Source organism: Arcobacter sp. F155, from assembly GCF_004116455.1.
Lineage (GTDB): Bacteria > Campylobacterota > Campylobacteria > Campylobacterales > Arcobacteraceae > Halarcobacter.
This window is the reverse complement of the sequence record NZ_PDJU01000005.1, coordinates 107449-126850: the sequence shown is the minus strand read 5'-3', so window position 1 is coordinate 126850 and position 19402 is coordinate 107449. Positions and strand designations below refer to the sequence as shown.

Genomic DNA, 19402 nt, shown 5'->3' with positions numbered 1-19402 from the left:
ATGCCTATGGTTATATTAATTTTTTACACTTTACTACATAATCTTTGATTTTTTTACCTTTTATCTCTGGTTTATTTTCAAAATAAAAACATCTTTCAAAATTTTGATCTTTATTATAATACATTTTCCAAAAAGCATTTGGAACAGAGATTTTATTTCTACCAATTTTTTGTGAATGCTCTGAATATACTACTCCATTTAAGACTTTAACATTTCCCATTTTCATTGCTAATGTTCTACCATATTTCTCTAATCCTCTCCAAGCATGAATACTTCTGTTTAGAGAATAATGTTGAGGAATAATATTACTCATTACATAAACTGCTTTCAAACTTTTTTGACTCCAATCAGCAGCAGCATCAGGATATAAATGTCCACGATCAGCCTTAAAAGTATTACGAGTATAGTCACTATATGTACTTCTATATTTTTTTGGTATATTTAAATCATCATAAAACCTGGGTCTTTCTTTTATATTTTTTGAGTTAACTTTATCCTTAAATAAGGTATAAGCAACATATTTTGCACCCTTATTTTTATAACTATAACAAGTTATAAAATACCCATTATTTTGTAAAATTTGGTCACATTGTTTGTTATTAATAAATTGTTTTAAAAATAAATCTGAACTACATGCATAAATTGAAAAAAATATTAAAAATAAAATTGACTTTTTCATTATTGTTCCTTTTTACCTGTTCCATTTAATAATCCGAACACATATACGGTCGATCCTTCCTTACCATTTTCTTGCATATGCACTAGATACATATTTTTATCATTTAATAATTTAATTGTATGTGAGTTTAATAGTCTTTTTATTTTGCCCATCCATTCTGGAATAACTTTTTCATAGTATTTATAATCAATACCATTACCTAATGGATTTTCTGCATGTAATATTTTTCCACATTTATCATAAACTTTTATAAATTCATCTTTAGTTAAAAATCCTTCTTTAATATCAATGAATTCATTAATTATACCTTCTTTTTTGCTAGGGACTTCATCAATAGGTTTTGGATAGAAATCAGGATTTAGTTTTTCAATATCAGCTAAAATTAATTTAGCATTCCACATTTTTTGTAAATTATTAATCTTTTTCAAGAATAGTCTTTGATTTGCAACTAATGAGCATAATGCAATTAGTTCTAGTATTTTTCTAATTTGTAAACACATTAATTCTATATTAGTTGCTTTATACAAAGTATTTTTTTTACCATTTAAAATTGAATATATTACACTGGTTCTTCTTTTTATTTCATTCATAACATTAGCGTATTTTTGTCGTTCTTTATCTTTCACTAATATCCTTTTCCTTTTATCAAGTTATAAATATATACTGCACCACAGTCTTGAGTTACATTAAAAACAATTTTTATATATAAAATTACTTTTTGTCATCGAATTCATGTTGAAATTTAGTAATAGAATATAGTATTGATTGCAAGTTTTTCATATTACTCACTGCAGTTTCTCTTGATATTTTAAACCTAAGTTGTTCTTGAAGATTATCTCTTAACAACTCTTTTTGAATTAACTCACGTATCATAGAATAATTTTTAGATAGTCTTTTAAAGTTAAATTCCTCAATAGTAGTATCTTCGTGCAATATATTTTGTTTTGACAATATATATCTTAATAAATAGTTATATTCACTTGCATGTTCATTATTAATTGAATAAAGAACTTCGTATCCATCATTATCAAAAAAATATATACCATATTTTTTTTGAATCTCTCTTTTTAATTGATGTCTTTTTCTAACCTTATTTTTCAACACTTTTCTTTTAAATATTCTCAGTATTTTCATTGTTAAAACCTTGTCACTTTTAAATTTCAACTAATTAAAAATTTTATTACATTCTTTACGTGCGAAAGAAGCATCAATTTTTATAAAACTCAAAGACAATGCATATTCAATACATTTTTCTTTTTTTATATTTGCATCAACATTAAATTTATTAACCTCTGATGCAGCAGTAATAATAGGTGTATATCTATTATTTTCATTATTGCTTGATTGAATCAGTTGTGAAGAAAGTTTTTTAATTCGTGCATCAAAAATAATCTTCTCAGAATCATAATTATTGGTCTGATTATTAGTAATCGTGCCATAATTATTAAATGTTCCACTATTGTTAATATTATCATTTGCATACAATGTACTTACAACTAAAACCATTGTTAATAAAATCTTTATTTTCATTTTCTTCTTCCTAGAATATTTATTTTATAAAATTTTAAACCATTAAATGATTTAAACCAATGTTCTTTTCTCCCTAAAATTAAATAGAGTAATACATTTTGTTGAACCTTGCTTTTATAATAATTAAGAAAAAAAGTTTTTAAATCAATAAATGATGGTTCTGCACATTGTTGGGGATGAGTATGCCAATCACCTAAATAAGTAATTAGACCATTACTTTCTTCCCATATATGTTCAATATTATCTTGTAAATAATCAATATCTAGCTCTAGACCATATTCACTTGATTCTAATAATCTTCCTTCAAAAAAATGAGTAATTTCAATTGTGTTATCTTGGGGATATAATTTTCCTAAAATAACTCCACCTCGTTCATTATCAAACTCGAATTGACGAAAAGTTAAAAGATTTTGTTTTAGCTCTTCACTAATATAAACTTTTAAATTTTTTATATCAAATTTAAATTTATTCATTATTCTAAAAATCTCTTTTAATCAATGTATTATCTTCAACTTTAAGATCACTCTTTAAATATTTATCTAAACTGCCTATTTCACCAACCGAAACCCAATGATTCTTAATTTTTTCGTCCATCAAATATTTTGTAATCATATTTGCAAAGTGATTTAAATGTAAATTTGCATTCAAATATGTATATGGCATATAATTAGAATTACACCCAACATCACTTTTTACAAATATTGAAGTTGCTTTCTCATCTAAAAGAATGATTTCATTAAATAATTTGTTCATATTAAACACTTTACTGTCACAAGTACTATCAAATAAAATCCCATGTCCTATACAAGCTGTTGCTTCAAACCAACATGATATAACAGGTGCACTATTTTTATTAATAGCATCTCTGATAATCTTTTCTTCAATATGATTAGCATCACTACCTAAAGCTGTGATAATTAAATCACAATCCTTTAAATCATTAAGTACATCTTCAACATACTCATCAACTGCACTTATCTCAATATCTAAAAACTGTTTTCCTAAATATCTTTTAAGTGCTATTGCTTTATTCTGCTCAAGATATTCCATACCAAGTAAATGCCTTGCAATATTATCTGAACTTAATGTCTCTGGATCAATTAGTAATAAATTATTACATCCCACTTTAACTAACTTATGTGCTAATGCCGCACCAACTGACCCACATCCTACTATTGCAATTTTCTTTCTTTTTTTATGTACATTAACATTCATTAAATTTCCACCTCGCTTATATAGCCTACTATTAGATATATTCATAGCAGGCATTCCATAGAATACTTTATTTGAATTTGAATCACTTAAAAAAGGATTAATAAAATTTACAACATTTGTTGATTTTATTTCATCAAAATATATAGCTGCATAATGAGTTTCTTTATTACCAGGTAGGCGAAAAGAGAATAAAATTACAGGTAATATATTCTTTGCTTTCTTAATTTTTTGAAGACTACTTAAATATCCAAGTTTTTGAATAAGACTTTTTAATTCTGAATAAGTCCTAGGTATGTTTTTCTCTAATTCTCTTTCAAAATTTATATATATAATTTTATTTTTAATAAAATTGTAATTAGCACTTTTACAAAATTGCTCTATATATTTTTCATCTTCTATAAAAAGTAATTCTTTTTCTTCTGTCTTAATAATATATGAATCTATTACCTTAAAAGATTTAAACTTTTGGATAAGTTCTTTGTTAAAATGTACAATTCCTGTAGTTTTACACCAGTAGCTATCAAACTCATCAAAAATCTCATTTTTATCAAATTCATTGTTTTCAATCTTATTTAAAAAGCCTTCTAATCTGTTGTATGAGTCATATAATAAATCACTTGGATTTTCATAATACAACTTATCTTCATCTGCATCAAGACAAAGTCTATGTCCACTTATCCTATGATTATATTGTTCAATATGTGGGTACTTAAGAAACATTGTTGTATCAGTTGTATAAAAATTTGGGTATTTTAAAGGGAAATTATGACTGATTTCAGTTATAATTTCCACAGAAGATTTATTAATAGTGAATTGTTTACTCATTAATAACAAATCTTTAGTATCTGATTTGGATATGTCTATAAAATCTAATTCTTCCAAATAATCTTTTGCCAGAAGTTGATTGGAAGTTAAATTATTGTTAGGCATATCTTTTTGCCGAACTTCTTTCAGGCTTAACAGTTACTGTTGCAGCAGCTGACGTTGCACTTCCTTTATCTGAAGATGAAGTTTCATCAACTAATGCTAATGTTATACCATGTTTTTTTACAGATTCAATTCCATTATCTCTTGCTTGTTTAGATGAATACATCTCACTTTTACCAATAACTTCATGATTTTTTGCTCGAAGATTAAAATATGGACTTCCATCTTTTGCTTCCAACCTTTGATAGTTCTCATCTTCTTCACAGTTTTTTCTTACTGATTCAATTCCATTCAAAGCACCATGTTTACTTGTGTAATTTTCTGATGTAAGAATCACCTCATTATTTGCTGCCTTAAGAACCCAATGATATGGTTCTTCAATTCCTTCACGTTTTGATAAAACGTAATAACCGTTCTCTTTCAAAGAAAACTCCTTATGTGTTAAGCTATGAACAAAAAATTGATTCACGCAAAGTTATTTTACACAAAAAAGAAACATTTGTCAATATTATTTCCAAAAAAAAGAATATTTTATATATAAAATTATCACTTAATAGAAATATATTGCTATTAAAATTCCAAATAAAGGTAATATACTTGCATTTTTTTTATAAGTATGTTAATATTATAAATATTAAATTAATGGAATAAAGAGATGAATGAAAGAATAAAAGAAGTATATACAAGATTATATAATGATAAATTTTCTTGTACAAAAGAGAATTTAAAAGAACTTTTTGGTGTTACACAAAAAACTATTGAGAATACTTTTAAAGATAATGATGAAATAATTTATGATAAGAAACTAAAACGTTATAGATTTTCAAAACTTTTGCCAGCACATATCCCTTATAAAATATTCTATGATTTTTTTAGTGATAGTATTAATAATAAACAAATAAAAAGTGATCTTTCTATAATTACACATGCATTAACCGATTCTGAAGAAATACTAATGGTAAAAACTGATTTATTATCTGAACTTTCAAAAAAAATAATTCAATTTAAAACAGCTATAAATGAAAACTGTGTACTTAAAATTCTCTACAAAAAAAATGGGTTTGATCAAGAAGAAAAATTCATAAAACCAAATACTATAATATCTAATGGTTTCACTTACTATTTATATGGAACATACCATGAAAAAAATAAAAAGAATGTTGGGGAAACAAGAACATTTGAATTAAGTCGTGTTGAAAAAATTGATATAGAAGATTTTGTTGATAATGAAGTTTTTAGAAAAGATCAATTTGGGAATGCATTTGGACCATATCAAAAAGACAAATATGTTCTTTTAGAGTTTGATAGAATGAGTACAGACTTTTTTAAAAAAGCAAATATATTTAATAACCCAACTTATGAAATTATTGATATAGATATTGATACTTTAACTGTAAAGATGTTTTATAATAGTTTAGACATTGAAGTATTAAAACTTATTCAACAATGGATGCCACACATAAAGATATCTAATCAAGACAAGAATAAAGATATACTTTATTCTAAAATAAAAGAAAATTTTTATAAATTAATTGATTAATATATTATTGATAATATAGCAACATTTGAAAAATTATCCATTCAATTGTAAAGTTAAGCAAACTTAGGTTTAAAATGAATATATCAATTTCTAAACATGCAATAAAAAGAAGAAAGCACTATACACCCATAGAGAAGGATATTTTAATTGATTTAGTAAAACAAATTGATGAAAAATATCATATCTCAAAAAAAGATAATAATGCATATAAAATAGCTCACAATGGTGCAATTGCAATCATTAAAAAAACTGATGATTCTTTACTTTTAGTTACTGCATATGGTTTTAAAAGATATGATTATAAAATTGGCAATATAAACTTTAAAGTTTCAGTAGCTTTATCAATACAAGAACGAAAGAAAATTAGAGAAGATAACAAAGGTATAATACACAAAATATATAGAATAAACTTTTTAGGTAAAAAAGTTGAGTGTGGTTCAATATCAGATATTTCAAAGAGTAAACACTCAAAAGATAAAAACCAAACTAATAACTTTAAGTATAAGATAGTTTTAGATTGGAAGCTATTTATAAAATTTGAAAACATTCCTATGCAACACTATCATTTATATTTTAATAATTTTAATGAAATATCTAATATTGCCTATTTAGAAAATGATATATTTATTTTGAATGATTTTAACAGAATCAATTAATATATATAAAATAATAAAAATGACTATCAAAAGTTAGTTATATGTAAGAACATTGATGTAACAATTAATTATTATGAAATAGTTGATACTATTTAAAGAAAAAGGATTTATTTTGGCTAATAATAAAAATCATCACTTTGTTCCTCAGTTTTTTTTTAGAAATTTTGTACAAATAAATAATAAGCAAAAAATAAAAACAATCAATATGCTAATAAAGAAAAATGGCAATATAATAGAAAATGTTTCAATAAAAGACCAAGCTTCAAAAAATAATTTTTATTTAGACAAAAATATTGAAAAAATATATTCAGATGTAGAAGGAAAACATTGCAAGTTACTAAATATAATAAATAATATTGATTCTATTAAAGATTATACAAAGGAGTCTAAGAATTTTAGTTCAATATTTCAGGTTGTTCTTTTTCAATATTTAAGAACACTTGATATGTTAAATAGAATTAAATCTATTTCAGAAGATTTTTCTAATGAGCTTTTAAAACAAATAATTAATAACAATCACGAGATAAATAACTTAATACAGACAGAAAAAGTAAAAAAAGAAGATTTAATAAAAAGTATAAAAATTTCTTTTCATAAAAAATATTTCAATAAATCCTTAAATGAAAAAATAGCATATACATTTGTTTATCAAGAAGTTATCAAAGATTTGAAAATTTATATTCTTAATAATAAAACTGATAGAGAATTTATTTTTAGCGATAATCCTGTAGTATTTTATAATCTTGCTTTTAATCATATTAAAAATAATAGTATGACGGCTATGCAATCACCTGGACTAATGATATTTTTTCCTATATCTCAAAAAAAATGTATTTTACTTTTAGATGAAGATAAATACATAGGTTCTTTAATTAAAAACTATTTCTTTAATATAACAAATGAGACGGATATAAATAGTATTAATAAATTGCAAATACATAATTGCACTAATTCAATATATTTTTCAGATATAAAAAAAAAGAAATATATTAGTCAACTATATAGACAAGAAAAAAATGCACTAAGGTTTAATAGAAAAGATGTAAAGGTGGATAAAAATACATTGATGATAATTCCAGAAAAAATCAATTATAAAATAAATCTATCTTTTTTATGCCCTAAAGATGAAATCAATAATTCTAATATTAAATATAGAAATAAAGATTTATATCAAGTGATGAAAATAGGTCATAAGGTATTGAATTTTATAAAAAATGAAGCAGAGTCTTATAGAAGACAAAAAGAAATATCATTAGCTACTTGTGATGTAAATGAAGCAAATAGCATTATATTAAATAAATTAAAAGAAATGAAAGTTGATGATTTTTAAAATTAAACTTTTAATCTGTTAACACTTTATAAAATACAAAGGAAATAGGTTATACTCTCATTTTCTTATACTATTTTAGTTAGTTGTTGTAAAAAGAACTAATTGTTTTCCAACAAATAGTATAGTATTATTTAATAAAGTTTTTACGTAGTTAATTAAATCTTTTTCATTCATTTTTATACTTAGTGCGAAACTATATAAATTTAAGTTTCAATGAAGTTTAATTCTAAAATTAACCAAAAGATACACTTGTGTTGTTAAGTATTTATTATAACAATTCTCTCTTTTTATTCTCATACTCTTGTGAACTAATAGCACCTTTCTCTTTTAGCTCGTACCAATAGTTTAAGTCAAAACTTTTAACTTCTTCTTTTTTAATATTTTTAATTAAAATAGCTTCAGAAGAATTTACCATTCTATTAATTTGAGTAGAACTACTTTTATTGTTAATAGCTGTAGCTGTAACAGTTTCACTATTGTTTGAAACAATAATAATACCTTCAGCACCTATTTCAAAAGCCATGAATGTTAAATTAATTATTGCTTGGTTTGAATTACCTTCAGAGTATGCTCTTGTATTAATATGCTCAATCTTATCATAAGTACAATTTTGAAGTTCATCAATAGAGTAAAAGATTTTGATTTTATTTATAAGAAATTTATTGAATATTAAATCATCAAGTTTAGCAATTTTACTCATCTTAACTAAGCTACATATTTTCCATAGAATCAATCCTGGAAACAGTACAACAATGAAAGTAATTGCGATTCCTAGTCCTGCATTTCCTTTTTCTGTAAAAGCAGCATATAAAAGAATTGAACATAATATGAAAGTTATTAGTAAAACTACTTTTGCAATAGTTTCATATATTTTTACTTTACCTAAATATTTTTCAGAATTATTAATATTTATATCATATTTATCAAATATTTTTCGATAGCCTTTATAGTTTTTTTGTATTGACATTTCAATTCCTTATTAAATAACTAAAGTTGTAAATTGTTAAATATGCATCGAACTGACTTATTCTTATATCTTTATTTGTGATTGAAAAAAATTTATTTTTAAGTTCTTTTTTTAACTTTTCATTGATTTTATGGTTATAGCTATTATCATACTTTTTAGCATTTTTATAATAAATAGATAAATCATACTCTTTTCTATGAAGTTTTCTTGATAATGAGGTATTTAAACTCATACTACTATCAAATGAGTAGAATATGAGATTATCATTGATTATTTCAACTTTATCTTTTGTTTTCTTGCATGTATAACTATCATCTGATAACAACTTTTGAAAATCTTTACAAGTCAATTCTTTTTTATAATTTATAGAGTCTTGCATAGCTGTAATATCATTAATAATTACACTTGGAATACTACTAAATTTAATAGCCATTCTAATATCATTAATTTTTAAAGTACCACTAAAAAGTAATCCCATGAATAGAAGTATTGATAATATTAAGATAATAATTAGTGCTAATACAGTTGTACCTAACTCTTTTTTTCTTTTCATACAACAGTCCTAAAAGAAATCATAATCTACCTTTATTGAGAATAAAAACTTTATATATAAAGTTGCAGGAAAAATAATATCCTTATAGAATTTAATAACTTCTTATATAAAGTTATAAATTGAAAGATATTGAATTATTAGATAAAGATTACATACAGAATCTATACATTAAAATTGGTAAAAATGTAAAAAGAATAAGAGAAGAAAAGAATATTTCTCAACTTACATTGGCCCAAGCAATAGGACATAAATCTGTTACTGTAATTTCATGTTGTGAGATTTGCTATAAAAACTATCATTTTAATATAGAGCATCTTGCAAAAATTGCTTATGTTTTAGATGTAAATATTGAAGACTTTTTTAAATAATATTCTTCTATAATTTGATAACTCTCTCAAAAGCATTTTTTAGATTATCAACAATTTTACCATTTTTTACAAAATGTTTAAAGGTATGACCAGGTATTGATACTTTTTTCATCAATCCTTTATTATCATGCGTTTGATGAATTAGGTCTATCAAAGTATCTTCATCAATCTTTATATTTAAATTAAATATAAACCCTTTATAACCTTTATTTTTCTTTTTATCAATTTCAAATAAATAGAAAAAGTCATTATTGCTAAATATAATCTTTATTAAAAGATATCTTCGGATTCTCACAAAAGCTCTTTTGACTTTTTTTGAGTTCTTTTCTTTAATATCTCTATTAATCTCTATCCATCTATTTAATTCTAAACCTGTATTTTTCAATACATCTGAAAAATTTGTTTTTACATAATCAGAGTTTTCATTACAAGATAAATCTATGAACTTAAAATCATTAATATAAACTCCTTTGTATAAAATTTCTTTTTTATCTCTAAGAGTTTTTAAGGCATCAATTATTAATGAAAATTCCACTAATGGTTTTATTTCTTGTCCTTGCGTAGTAACAATATTTACTTTACCTGTATTTGATGAACTATTAGCTTGATTATCTATTCCAGAAGATATGTTATCTATATCCTCAGTATTTTCTACAGTTGTTGTTTTTGCAGTAGGAGGTGAAGCTTTTTTTATTTTCTCAATTTTTGATAATTTATGCTTTGAAGTTTTTAATATTCTAACAGAAGATCTAATATTTTTACTTCCATTTAAACTATGAGGATTTTCCTCTCCTGTTATTGGAGGATTATCTTCTATTTCAGAAGTATATCTTTGATGTGGTTTTTCAGTTCCAGTATTTCCAGTATTTTCGTATTCATCTTTTTCTGTATAATCGATTACTTCATTGTCATGTGGCAAAGTGTATCCATTAATTATAAATACTAAAAAGGTATCTTTATCTAGATATACTCCTTTTACGTCAAGTTCAATTTCAGAAGGATGATAAGGTAGAATTACTGGATATCTATCAGGATATGGGGATGATGTTTCTAAACTGGCACGAATATTAAAAATTCTTTTCCTTGCTATTTCATTAAATTTTGCATAAGCAAGAAGAAAAAGACTATTTTTATATTTATTTCTTTTAAATTCAATCAAATATTTATCTTTATCAACTATTTTACTACTTTTAATATATTCATCCAATACATCAACCAGGTTATATTGAAGTAATTCATATCTTAATCTTGGGTTTAAAGGTGCAAAAGTTGAAGTAAATAATTCTAAGGATGGAATTAATACAGTTTTTGTTCCAACTATAAATCTAGTAAAAGTTGCATTTGCAAAATGCCAATAATCTTTTTTTAATTCTAAGATATTTATTCTATAAATATCTGATTTAAAATAATTAGTAAGTGATTCTCGATATGTAATAGAAGTTGCAGTTTTAGTATCAAGTGAGAAACGTAACTTATGATAAGAATTATTTTCGAACTTAGCCCAAATTTTGTTTGTTCTTTTATTACCACACCATATAGTCATATATCTTACAATATCAAGCTGTGCTACAGATATTTTTATACAGGTATGATTATTAGTTAAAGTGCTAGGATTTAGAGTTATCTCTTTTAAGAGTATATCAACATGAGGGACTCTTGTTTTTCCTATGTTTTTATAAAGTGCTCCATATGCCCAAACAACTCTAAACTTATTGTCATCTGGAAAAGCTTCTATAGGTGATACTCTTTCATCTATCTTAATTTTATTTTGCATTATTTATTGTAGCATAGTTTATTGATATACTTTTTATATTTATAATTATTATTTAATTTAAAATACTATCATTTTTTTAATTTTCCACATATTTAAGTAAATCTAATATAACACTTCATCACTATAATTAATTATTACCTTACCATTTTTAAATACTTAATTTTACTATGTAATAAATCAAGCTAATTATAAAAATAATTTGTATTTAACTTTTTCTTTTTAAGAAACTATATTAAATGGTTGTTCAATACCCCAATATAATACATCTATTATATTAATATCTTCTGTTACAATTGAATAATAGATTCCTTTTTCAATTAAATTAAGTCTATTATTTAATATTCCTATTCTATTACCTGTTGTACTTAAAACTTGTGTATTACCATCTAAATAATTAGATAACTTAACTAATGTTCCTTCTAGTGGCGTATATTCATTATTCCATTTAACACTTAAAGTAATTTTATCTGAGTTCCAAACCATATTACTTTCTGGTTTGAATTCAAAAAGAAACTTTTTCCATAAAGAAGATGTTTCTTTAGTTGGCCAAGTATTTGACTCAGTTAATATTCTAACTTCTATAGAAGATAACCATGAATTTAACTGTAAACTATTTGTAAAGCTTGCATTTGTTGAAGTAACTGCTTGAATTGCTGCTTTTCTTGAATTAAAACCTGCTTGCATCAATAATGCTACACTTCGATTTAATGTTCCATTTTCAATAGATGGTACTAATAAATTAGTTTCAAAATCATCAATAATATAACCATCAATAATATCTTCATTAGCTTTTGCACGTACCTTTATAGCTTCTAATCCCCATATTAAACGATAAACTAAACCATCTTCGACAAATTCTAACACTTCTTCTATATTAACAAATCCTTTTTCAGTTAAAGTTTCTCCTTTTAGCCAGCTTTCTAATATATCTTTCCAATTACTTGGTAATGTACTAGGGATAAATGGCGAAATATTAAAAATTAATTCTGCTAATTTTTGTATTGTAACAATTGCTTGAAAGATATCTCCAATTTCAATATATCTATTAGCAAAGACTAATAACCTATTTGCCTCAAGAGAAATCATATCAAGCTTTTGCCCACTATCTAATCCAAGTCCTGCAAGAAAATAACCTTTGCGTTGTAAATAGGAGCTATTTTGCCATATATATTCTGCTCTTTTTTTTAAAACTAAACTATATATCTTTTGCTTTACTTCAGAATATGATTCTATTGTTCTTTTCCATAGTGAAGCATCTAAGACATTAAGAAGAGTTTCTCCAATCTTATCAATCACTATATCTACTTCGCCTAGCATACTAATCAAGGCTGAATCTAAAAACTTAATAAGATTATTCCATTCTTCAATAATTTCATCTTGAGAAGTATTTTCAATCATCACTAGTTTATCATTTAAAAGCTGCTCTAATTCTCTTTCATCTTTTGGATTATAATTAGATATTAGAAGAGTGATTATTTTCTCAATAAGTAACATTAAACCACTTTTCATACTTCTAGCATTTACATCATTTATTAAAGTATGCCATTGTCGAATTTTTTTTGTATAACTATCAAATATTGGTCGTATTATAAGTCCCTGAGTATCAATAAAGGCTCTACCTGCTCTACCTATAACATTTTTAAACTCTGATACATCAATAATATCACCATTTCTATGTAAAGAATGAAATACTACAGCTGTTGCTGATAAGTTAAGTCCTTGTGCAAGAGTAGGAGACGAAACTGTAACTTTTAATACTCCATCTCTTAACAAATTTTCCATTTCTTTTCGAAATGGTGTAGGTAGAGAACCATGATGCACACCTACTCCAATATCTAAACATTTTACTATAAAATTATGTTCTCCTAACCATTCTTTTCCCAAAGTTTTTGCCAATTCTAAACGTTCGGGGATTGATTCAAATAAAGAAGGTAATGCTCCTCTAATATGTAAATCTACTATAATCTCAGCAAAAGAATTTACTGACTTTTTTTGTGGACAATATATTAGTACAGTATGTTCATCCTCAATAAGTTTCCAAGCTGTTGCTAAGGTCAATTCTTGTTGATTCTTAGGAAAAGGTATTTGTCTTCTTCCAGGATTAGGATTTGAAGGAATCATTGGTCTTAAGAAACTTGGAATAAAAGGATTTTCTTCTCCAATTAAAAAGTTTAACCTAGCAGTGTTTTCTTGCCAAATAACTTCAGCAAATCTTAAATCTGTTGGTCTCCAATCAGTTTTAACGGCATCGCCTGGCTTATCTTTTCTTAACCAATTTACAAAATTATCAAATTCTTCTCCACTAGGTAATATTGCCGATAAACATACTATTCTTCTTGTGTTAGAGTCAGTCCGATTTAATAAACGTTGAATTTGTACCTCATAGTTTATTTCTCTTTCACTTAATCCTATCATATGTCCTTCATCTAAAACTATCAATCCTATATCATCTAAGATTGTAGAATCATTTCTTAATGCAAAATCTAATTTTTCAGGTGTACCGACTACAATATCTTGAGTTTTCAAAACATCTTCTTCAAAATTACTTATACCAATACTTCCATATAAAGAAGAAACCGTTTTTCCTAATGGTAAAAATGTTTTTCTCAGTGATGTTTCAGTTTGAGCCGATAATGCTCTTAATGGAGTTATAAATAGAACTCTCTTTTTTATTGATAAACATCTAAGAATACATAATTCAGCAACTCTTGTTTTTCCTGCACTTGTTGGAAGAGAAACTACTAGGTCATCAGTATCACTAACAGCTCTTCTTGCAGCACTTATTTGAGAAGGCCACAATTCAACTTCTGACTTATTTCTTTTATATAAAGAAGCTATATATTTCCATCTTAATATCTCCCACTCTTTACTATTAGGATCTGATGGAGTTAAAGGTAGTAACTTATGGAAACTTCTATTCCATAAATCAATTAGTAAAAACTTGGTCACTCTAAAAACCCACCATTGCGGTACTAACTTTAGTTCATTACATATATTAAGTGCATTATTAATAATCTCAATTGAATTATTATATAAATCTTCTCTGGAAACTTCCAATGCAAAAAGATATTCATACATTGCAGAAAAATAATTATCTGTTAATGCTAAATCAATAGTAGATAACTCAAGAGATTTTATAAGTTTTTCTTTTTCTGATAGATCTAGTGAACTATTAACTATTTCATCAATTTTTGAATTAAGACTTTCTGCTAAATTTATATCATTGGCTTGTCCTGAATATTTCCATAATAAAATTTCTTTTTCAATACCTTTAAATTTTCTTAATATTAAGAGTCTAAGAATATTTTCTATTGGAGTTAAACTATCATAATCTAAATTACTTACAAGAGAATATGCCTTTGCCGAATATTGACCTATATGAAATGCAGAAGAAGCTAATATTTTATGAAAACTCCTATGACTATTAAATTCTCCATTATGAACCACATCCATTATGGCATTAGCAGAGTTTTTAAAAGCCTCATTATATAAAACTTCATCTCCTCCTAATTCTTTTAAACGAATGCCCAAAGATAGGAGTGAATAGCCATAAGATAAAAGATCGTAGCTCAAACTATCAGCAAAATGGGGTGCACCATCAGGTAATATACCATTTTTCCATATCATGGAACGAGCTAATCCTCTATCTAATAGTCTTCCTCTAAAACCACTAGAAAGTGATTCTTCTATTAATTGTTCTATATCATTAACTATTGGCATTTATAATTCCTTCATAAACTTGATTAATAAGTTCTTGATGTTTATTAGTTCTTAATGATATAGATGTTTGTTTTATATTATCACTATACGTCTCCAATGCATTTTTTTGCAATGTTCCTGAGTTAGTTTTAGTAAAAGTAAAAAGTAAATGTTCAACATGGTCTTGATTAATTCCGTCAACAAGTTGTACTTTTTCTAGTTTATTTGCTAAATCAATACTTCCTGTTTCTCTTAGTCTATCTATTACAAAAGATAAAGCATGTGGTGATGGTAATCCATTATCATTATCTAATTCTGACCTTGCACTATCAAGTACTGATTGAGATAATGACTGATAAGATTTAGCTTCTGCTTTAAGAAACTTTACACATTGATCAGATGGATTAATATATATACCAAGAATGTCATCTCCTCTCATTGCCATATTTCTATGATCTTTCCATCTTAATTTCTTAATAGGAACATTGTAGTTTGTTGATTCATCAATATAATCACTAGTAATTATTTCTCCAATATCTCCTGAACGTATTTTTTTCACAGTAGGAGTTTTATCCAAAATCTTTTTAGCAGCAGCACTTTTCCCCAACCTTGTAAGTACATCTGCTACAGACTCTGGAGCAATATAGTATTCAGGTACTAAATCTATAAGACCTTGAACAATTTCTTGAAAATGTTCATCTTTTAATTCTAAAATAGTAAAGCTATGTTCATCTTTTAATATTGTATTTATATTTGATTTACTTAAAATATCTAGCATTATTTTATTCCTTAAAACTTTTATTTTCTTGAATACTTCATTATTTAAACTATTTCCATAACCTTGAACTATATGGACCTTTTAAAAATTCTTTTTCCGTTCTAACAATCATTCTTTTAATTGCCATAGATTCTAAGCCTTGCTCTTCTAAAGATGAAGTATCTTGTACCATTGAGACAACTGTAATTGCTTTAGATCTAGCTCTATCTTTTCTTAATCGTTTGACAGATTTAATCTCTTTTCCATAAAAGTTAAGACCTAATATTTGAGTCGTCTTTTCAATTGAATCTTTTGAAGTAAAATTTGAATTTAAAAGTCTTATAACATCTTTTTTATCTATGTGGGTTACTTTATATAAATTCTGTAAATCTATACCAACTTTATTAGCTCTTCTCTTTATTTTGTATTTCAATGATGGAGTTATTCTCACTTTACTTTTACTCATTATAGTACTCATATGATTTTTTATATCATAACATAATTCAAAACAAATGTGATTTATATAAAAATTTGTAGCATAGTTAAATGGAATTTAGTAAAGTTTATTGGAAATATCATCTGCATGATTTATTTGTAGACAGTAAATTTCCACATGGACAAGGATTCATAGCCCCTATAAATAAAAACTTTGTGTTATACTTTACTTTTGAGTTTGCACGACTTATCAATAAACAGTTGTCTTCAAGGGGTTCTCTTAATGACTCTAAAATAGAACTTGGAAAATGTGGTAACTCGTCAAAAAAAAGTGCTCCAGCGTTTGCTAATGCTATTTCTCCTAGACTATTACTACTTCCTACAATTGATGCCTTTGTTGAGGAACAGTGGGGAGATCTTGATACACGTACAGGTTTAAAGTTTGGCTCTTTTAAATCTAGTGCTTGCAATTTTGCTATTTCAAGAATCTCATCTAAACTCATTGGAGCCATTATATATGGTAACCTCTTTGCAATCATTGATTTTCCGCAACCTGGACTTCCTTCTAAAAGAATATTATGGTTCCCTGCTGCTGCTATAAGTGCTGCTTTCTTTGCATTTTCTTGTCCTTTTATATCAAAAAAATCATTTTCATAACAGTTTTCATAATAAAACTCTTTTCCATTTATATTTATCTTCTCATACTCAAGCATATCCTTTTTATAAAGGTATTTACTCTTATCTTCTTGATGAAAAAACTCAATTGCTTCTAAAAGATTTTTAACACAATAGATATTTATATTTGGAATTTTACTAATCTTTTTTGCACTATTACTACAAACTAAAACATTTGCTATCTTATTTTGTTTTGCAAGGGACAAGATTATAGGGAAGATATTATTACTATCTTTTGTCTCGCCATTTAAAGATAGTTCTCCAAAGACATGGATATCTTTAAAATCTATTTTCTTTTCTTCATATAATGAAATCAAAAGAGCAATAGGTAAGTCAAAGTGTGTTCCAGTTTTTTTGATTTCGCTAGGAGAGAGATTTATAGTAATTTTTTTAGGAGGGAACTTATAGTCATTTGTAAGAAGTGCTGACTTTACTCTATCTTTTGACTCTTTTATTTGATCAGACGGTAAACCAACTATTGTAAAACTTGGTAAGCCTTTTGTAAAGGTTGATTCAACACTTACTTCACTTGCATCTATATTTGCTAAGGTTGCAGATTTTATTATCTTCATATACACTCTTTAAATAATTTAATTCATTATATAAAAAGTAGTATAAAATAAGATTAAATATTATTATAAAATTAAACTATCCTCTTCTCCTAATATATCAGAGAAAGCTTCTTTTGCTTTTATTTTATCAGTTATATCAAATCTAATAGACTTATAACCTTCTATTTCATCATATTTATTTAAAATAGGGAAAATAATACTATCAACCCAATAATAGCCACCATCTTTCTTCAAATTCTTAACTTCTCCACGCCAAACTTGTTTAGATGTAATTGTTTCCCACATCTCTTTAAATACTTTTTCTTCCATATCAGGATGTCTTACTATTCTATGATTTTGACCTATTAATTCTCTTTGCGTATATCCAGAAATATCCATAAATGGCTCACTAACATAGATAATATCACCATTTATATCTGTCTCAGAGGTAATTGCATAATTGTTGAAAAAACTATATACATAATCAAGTCTAAAAAGTTGTACTTTTAAAGATTCATTCTCTTTTGTTAAGTTTTGTATTTGTTCTTGCAGTTGTAGAATTTGAGTTTGTTGATTGTCAGGGCTCATAATATACTCCTTAAAGGAGTATTATATTATGAAATACATAAGATTCTTATTTTTTTGATTTGAGTTTCTTCTTCCACTCTTTCTCAAATTTTTTTCGTTTTGTAATTGATAGGTTTTCAATAAATAAATGCCCAGCTAAATGTTCCATTTCATGTTGCCATGCTACAGCTAAGAAATCTTCACACTCCATAGTTTGTTTTTCACCATCTCTATTGTAGTACTCTACAATAATATGTTGTGCTCTTTTAACTTCTTCATTAAACCCAGGTACACTTAAACAACCTTCAACAAAAACTTGTTCACCATCTTTATGAGTAATCACAGGATTAATTGCTTCAATTAAATCTTCTTTTTCTTGAATATCTTCTTCATTTGGAAGATTAATAATTAAAACATTTAATGGAATACCTACTTGAATTGCAGCAAGACCTACACCATTTTCTGCAATCATAGTGTCATACATGTCATCAAGCAATGTTTGAAGTTCTTCATCGAACTTCACAACATCACTAGATTTTGTTCTAAGTAGTTTATTTGGATATGTTAAAACTTCTCTAATCATATTATTTACTTATGACTTGAAATCACTTCATCAACTAAACCATATTTGCAAGCTTCTGTTGCAGACATAAAGTTATCTCTATCTGTATCTTTTTCAATTACTTCAATAGGCTGTCCAGTTTGTTCTGAAATCATTCTATTTAAATCATCTTTCATTCTTTGAATCTCTTTAGCTTGAATCTGAATATCAGTAGCTTGACCTTGAGCTCCACCTAATGGTTGATGAATCATAATTCTAGAGTTAGGTAAAGAGTATCTCTTACCTTTTACTCCAGAAGATAATAAAAATGCACCCATAGAAGCTGCTTGACCTACACAAATAGTACAAACATCAGGTTTAATATAGTTCATAGTATCATAAATAGACATACCACTTGTAATTACTCCACCTGGAGAGTTGATATATAAATAGATATCTTTATCTGGATCCTCAGCTTCTAAGAATAAAAGCTGAGCAACAACTGTTGATGCTACTTGGTCATTAATCTCACCACTTAACATAATAATTCTATCTTTTAGAAGTCTTGAATAAATATCATAACTTCTTTCGCCTCTTCCACTTTTCTCAACTACATATGGTATATAACTCATTTTTTA

General features: G+C 25.8%; 21 protein-coding genes. 4 read left to right on the top strand and 17 right to left on the bottom strand.

Translation table 11 applies throughout. The annotated features are described in order from the left end of the window. Nucleotides 1-10: 10 nt before the first annotated feature. From CRV03_RS07175 to CRV03_RS07145, 7 genes are all read right to left on the bottom strand, one after another. The gene (locus CRV03_RS07175) at nt 11-679 is read right to left on the bottom strand and encodes a DNA/RNA non-specific endonuclease (RefSeq protein WP_129084469.1); all 669 of its coding nucleotides are present in this window, start codon (nt 677-679) and stop codon (nt 11-13) included. Further along, a complete protein-coding gene (locus tag CRV03_RS07170; RefSeq protein ID WP_258239032.1) occupies nt 679-1305 on the bottom strand; it encodes a hypothetical protein in 627 nt (208 codons plus the stop codon). The genes CRV03_RS07175 and CRV03_RS07170 overlap by 1 nt, the downstream gene beginning before the upstream one ends. 85 nt (nt 1306-1390) lie before the next feature. Next, nucleotides 1391-1813: a hypothetical protein gene (locus CRV03_RS07165; RefSeq protein WP_129084468.1), complete on the bottom strand. Its 423-nt coding sequence runs from the start codon at nt 1811-1813 to the stop codon at nt 1391-1393. A 30-nt stretch (nt 1814-1843) separates the two neighbouring features. Beyond that, entirely contained in the window at nt 1844-2209 is a 366-nt protein-coding gene (locus CRV03_RS07160) for a hypothetical protein (RefSeq protein ID WP_129084467.1), read from the bottom strand. After that, a complete protein-coding gene (locus CRV03_RS07155) occupies nt 2206-2682 on the bottom strand; it encodes a Mov34/MPN/PAD-1 family protein (protein WP_129084466.1) in 477 nt (158 codons plus the stop codon). Before CRV03_RS07155 ends, CRV03_RS07160 begins: the two co-directional genes overlap by 4 nt. 4 nt (nt 2683-2686) lie before the next feature. Further along, nucleotides 2687-4249, bottom strand: coding sequence for a ThiF family adenylyltransferase (locus CRV03_RS07150; RefSeq protein ID WP_164968632.1), 1563 nt, complete (start codon nt 4247-4249; stop codon nt 2687-2689). Nucleotides 4250-4346: 97 nt separating this feature from the next. Then, complete coding sequence (locus CRV03_RS07145) at nt 4347-4775, bottom strand: YegP family protein (RefSeq protein ID WP_129084464.1); 429 nt, start codon at nt 4773-4775, stop codon at nt 4347-4349. Nucleotides 4776-5006: 231 nt separating this feature from the next. On the opposite strand from CRV03_RS07145, the gene CRV03_RS07140 reads away from it, so the two are divergent. From CRV03_RS07140 to CRV03_RS07130, 3 genes are all read left to right on the top strand, one after another. Continuing rightward, nucleotides 5007-5891: a WYL domain-containing protein gene (locus tag CRV03_RS07140; RefSeq protein WP_129084463.1), complete on the top strand. Its 885-nt coding sequence runs from the start codon at nt 5007-5009 to the stop codon at nt 5889-5891. A 74-nt stretch (nt 5892-5965) separates the two neighbouring features. Continuing rightward, nucleotides 5966-6547: a hypothetical protein gene (locus CRV03_RS07135; protein WP_129084462.1), complete on the top strand. Its 582-nt coding sequence runs from the start codon at nt 5966-5968 to the stop codon at nt 6545-6547. A 112-nt stretch (nt 6548-6659) separates the two neighbouring features. After that, entirely contained in the window at nt 6660-7877 is a 1218-nt protein-coding gene (locus tag CRV03_RS07130; RefSeq protein WP_164968631.1) for a DUF4238 domain-containing protein, read from the top strand. Nucleotides 7878-8145: 268 nt separating this feature from the next. Here CRV03_RS07130 and CRV03_RS07125 read toward each other — a convergent pair whose 3' ends face one another. Together CRV03_RS07125 and CRV03_RS07120 are read right to left on the bottom strand one after the other, a co-directional pair. After that, nucleotides 8146-8844, bottom strand: a complete 699-nt coding sequence (locus CRV03_RS07125) for an SHOCT domain-containing protein (protein ID WP_129084460.1) — start codon at nt 8842-8844, stop codon at nt 8146-8148. 1 nt (nt 8845) lies between these two features. Then, complete coding sequence (locus CRV03_RS07120; RefSeq protein ID WP_129084459.1) at nt 8846-9397, bottom strand: hypothetical protein; 552 nt, start codon at nt 9395-9397, stop codon at nt 8846-8848. Between the two features lie 119 nt (nt 9398-9516). On the opposite strand from CRV03_RS07120, the gene CRV03_RS07115 reads away from it, so the two are divergent. Next, entirely contained in the window at nt 9517-9765 is a 249-nt protein-coding gene (locus CRV03_RS07115; RefSeq protein WP_129084458.1) for a helix-turn-helix transcriptional regulator, read from the top strand. A 7-nt stretch (nt 9766-9772) separates the two neighbouring features. On the opposite strand, the gene CRV03_RS07110 is transcribed toward CRV03_RS07115, so the two are convergent. From CRV03_RS07110 to clpP, 8 genes are all read right to left on the bottom strand, one after another. Then, nucleotides 9773-11539: a hypothetical protein gene (locus tag CRV03_RS07110; RefSeq protein WP_129084457.1), complete on the bottom strand. Its 1767-nt coding sequence runs from the start codon at nt 11537-11539 to the stop codon at nt 9773-9775. A 219-nt stretch (nt 11540-11758) separates the two neighbouring features. Continuing rightward, nucleotides 11759-15259 carry a DEAD/DEAH box helicase gene (locus CRV03_RS07105; protein WP_129084456.1) on the bottom strand — a complete coding sequence of 1167 codons (3501 nt, stop codon included), beginning with the start codon at nt 15257-15259 and terminating at the stop codon, nt 11759-11761. Next, nucleotides 15246-16016: a Hachiman antiphage defense system protein HamA gene (locus CRV03_RS07100; RefSeq protein WP_129084455.1), complete on the bottom strand. Its 771-nt coding sequence runs from the start codon at nt 16014-16016 to the stop codon at nt 15246-15248. The genes CRV03_RS07105 and CRV03_RS07100 overlap by 14 nt, the downstream gene beginning before the upstream one ends. Before the next feature lie 49 nt (nt 16017-16065). Continuing rightward, nucleotides 16066-16461: a hypothetical protein gene (locus CRV03_RS07095; protein ID WP_129084454.1), complete on the bottom strand. Its 396-nt coding sequence runs from the start codon at nt 16459-16461 to the stop codon at nt 16066-16068. A 109-nt stretch (nt 16462-16570) separates the two neighbouring features. Beyond that, nucleotides 16571-17677: an ATP-binding protein gene (locus tag CRV03_RS07090; protein WP_129084453.1), complete on the bottom strand. Its 1107-nt coding sequence runs from the start codon at nt 17675-17677 to the stop codon at nt 16571-16573. A gap of 63 nt (nt 17678-17740) precedes the next feature. Beyond that, nucleotides 17741-18244, bottom strand: coding sequence for a PAS domain-containing protein (locus tag CRV03_RS07085; protein ID WP_129084452.1), 504 nt, complete (start codon nt 18242-18244; stop codon nt 17741-17743). A 46-nt stretch (nt 18245-18290) separates the two neighbouring features. Beyond that, the gene (gene def / locus CRV03_RS07080) at nt 18291-18806 is read right to left on the bottom strand and encodes a peptide deformylase (protein ID WP_129084451.1); all 516 of its coding nucleotides are present in this window, start codon (nt 18804-18806) and stop codon (nt 18291-18293) included. A gap of 5 nt (nt 18807-18811) precedes the next feature. Further along, the gene (gene clpP, locus CRV03_RS07075) at nt 18812-19396 is read right to left on the bottom strand and encodes an ATP-dependent Clp endopeptidase proteolytic subunit ClpP (protein ID WP_129084450.1); all 585 of its coding nucleotides are present in this window, start codon (nt 19394-19396) and stop codon (nt 18812-18814) included. Between the last annotated feature and the right edge of the window lie 6 nt (nt 19397-19402).

Excerpts from the sequence above, each read along its gene's own strand:
- CRV03_RS07120 (WP_129084459.1), bottom strand. The coding sequence starts at position 9,397 with ATGAAAAGAAAAAAAGAGTTAGGTACAACTGTATTAGCACTAATTATT.
- CRV03_RS07135 (WP_129084462.1), top strand. The coding sequence starts at position 5,966 with ATGAATATATCAATTTCTAAACATGCAATAAAAAGAAGAAAGCACTAT.
- CRV03_RS07150 (WP_164968632.1), bottom strand. The coding sequence starts at position 4,249 with ATGAGTAAACAATTCACTATTAATAAATCTTCTGTGGAAATTATAACT.
- CRV03_RS07090 (WP_129084453.1), bottom strand. The coding sequence starts at position 17,677 with ATGAAGATAATAAAATCTGCAACCTTAGCAAATATAGATGCAAGTGAA.
- CRV03_RS07110 (WP_129084457.1), bottom strand. The coding sequence starts at position 11,539 with ATGCAAAATAAAATTAAGATAGATGAAAGAGTATCACCTATAGAAGCT.
- CRV03_RS07155 (WP_129084466.1), bottom strand. The coding sequence starts at position 2,682 with ATGAATAAATTTAAATTTGATATAAAAAATTTAAAAGTTTATATTAGT.
- def (WP_129084451.1), bottom strand. The coding sequence starts at position 18,806 with ATGATTAGAGAAGTTTTAACATATCCAAATAAACTACTTAGAACAAAA.
- CRV03_RS07095 (WP_129084454.1), bottom strand. The coding sequence starts at position 16,461 with ATGAGTAAAAGTAAAGTGAGAATAACTCCATCATTGAAATACAAAATA.
- CRV03_RS07100 (WP_129084455.1), bottom strand. The coding sequence starts at position 16,016 with ATGCTAGATATTTTAAGTAAATCAAATATAAATACAATATTAAAAGAT.
- CRV03_RS07175 (WP_129084469.1), bottom strand. The coding sequence starts at position 679 with ATGAAAAAGTCAATTTTATTTTTAATATTTTTTTCAATTTATGCATGT.
- CRV03_RS07165 (WP_129084468.1), bottom strand. The coding sequence starts at position 1,813 with ATGAAAATACTGAGAATATTTAAAAGAAAAGTGTTGAAAAATAAGGTT.
- CRV03_RS07160 (WP_129084467.1), bottom strand. The coding sequence starts at position 2,209 with ATGAAAATAAAGATTTTATTAACAATGGTTTTAGTTGTAAGTACATTG.
- CRV03_RS07085 (WP_129084452.1), bottom strand. The coding sequence starts at position 18,244 with ATGAGCCCTGACAATCAACAAACTCAAATTCTACAACTGCAAGAACAA.
- clpP (WP_129084450.1), bottom strand. The coding sequence starts at position 19,396 with ATGAGTTATATACCATATGTAGTTGAGAAAAGTGGAAGAGGCGAAAGA.
- CRV03_RS07125 (WP_129084460.1), bottom strand. The coding sequence starts at position 8,844 with ATGTCAATACAAAAAAACTATAAAGGCTATCGAAAAATATTTGATAAA.
- CRV03_RS07105 (WP_129084456.1), bottom strand. The coding sequence starts at position 15,259 with ATGCCAATAGTTAATGATATAGAACAATTAATAGAAGAATCACTTTCT.
- CRV03_RS07140 (WP_129084463.1), top strand. The coding sequence starts at position 5,007 with ATGAATGAAAGAATAAAAGAAGTATATACAAGATTATATAATGATAAA.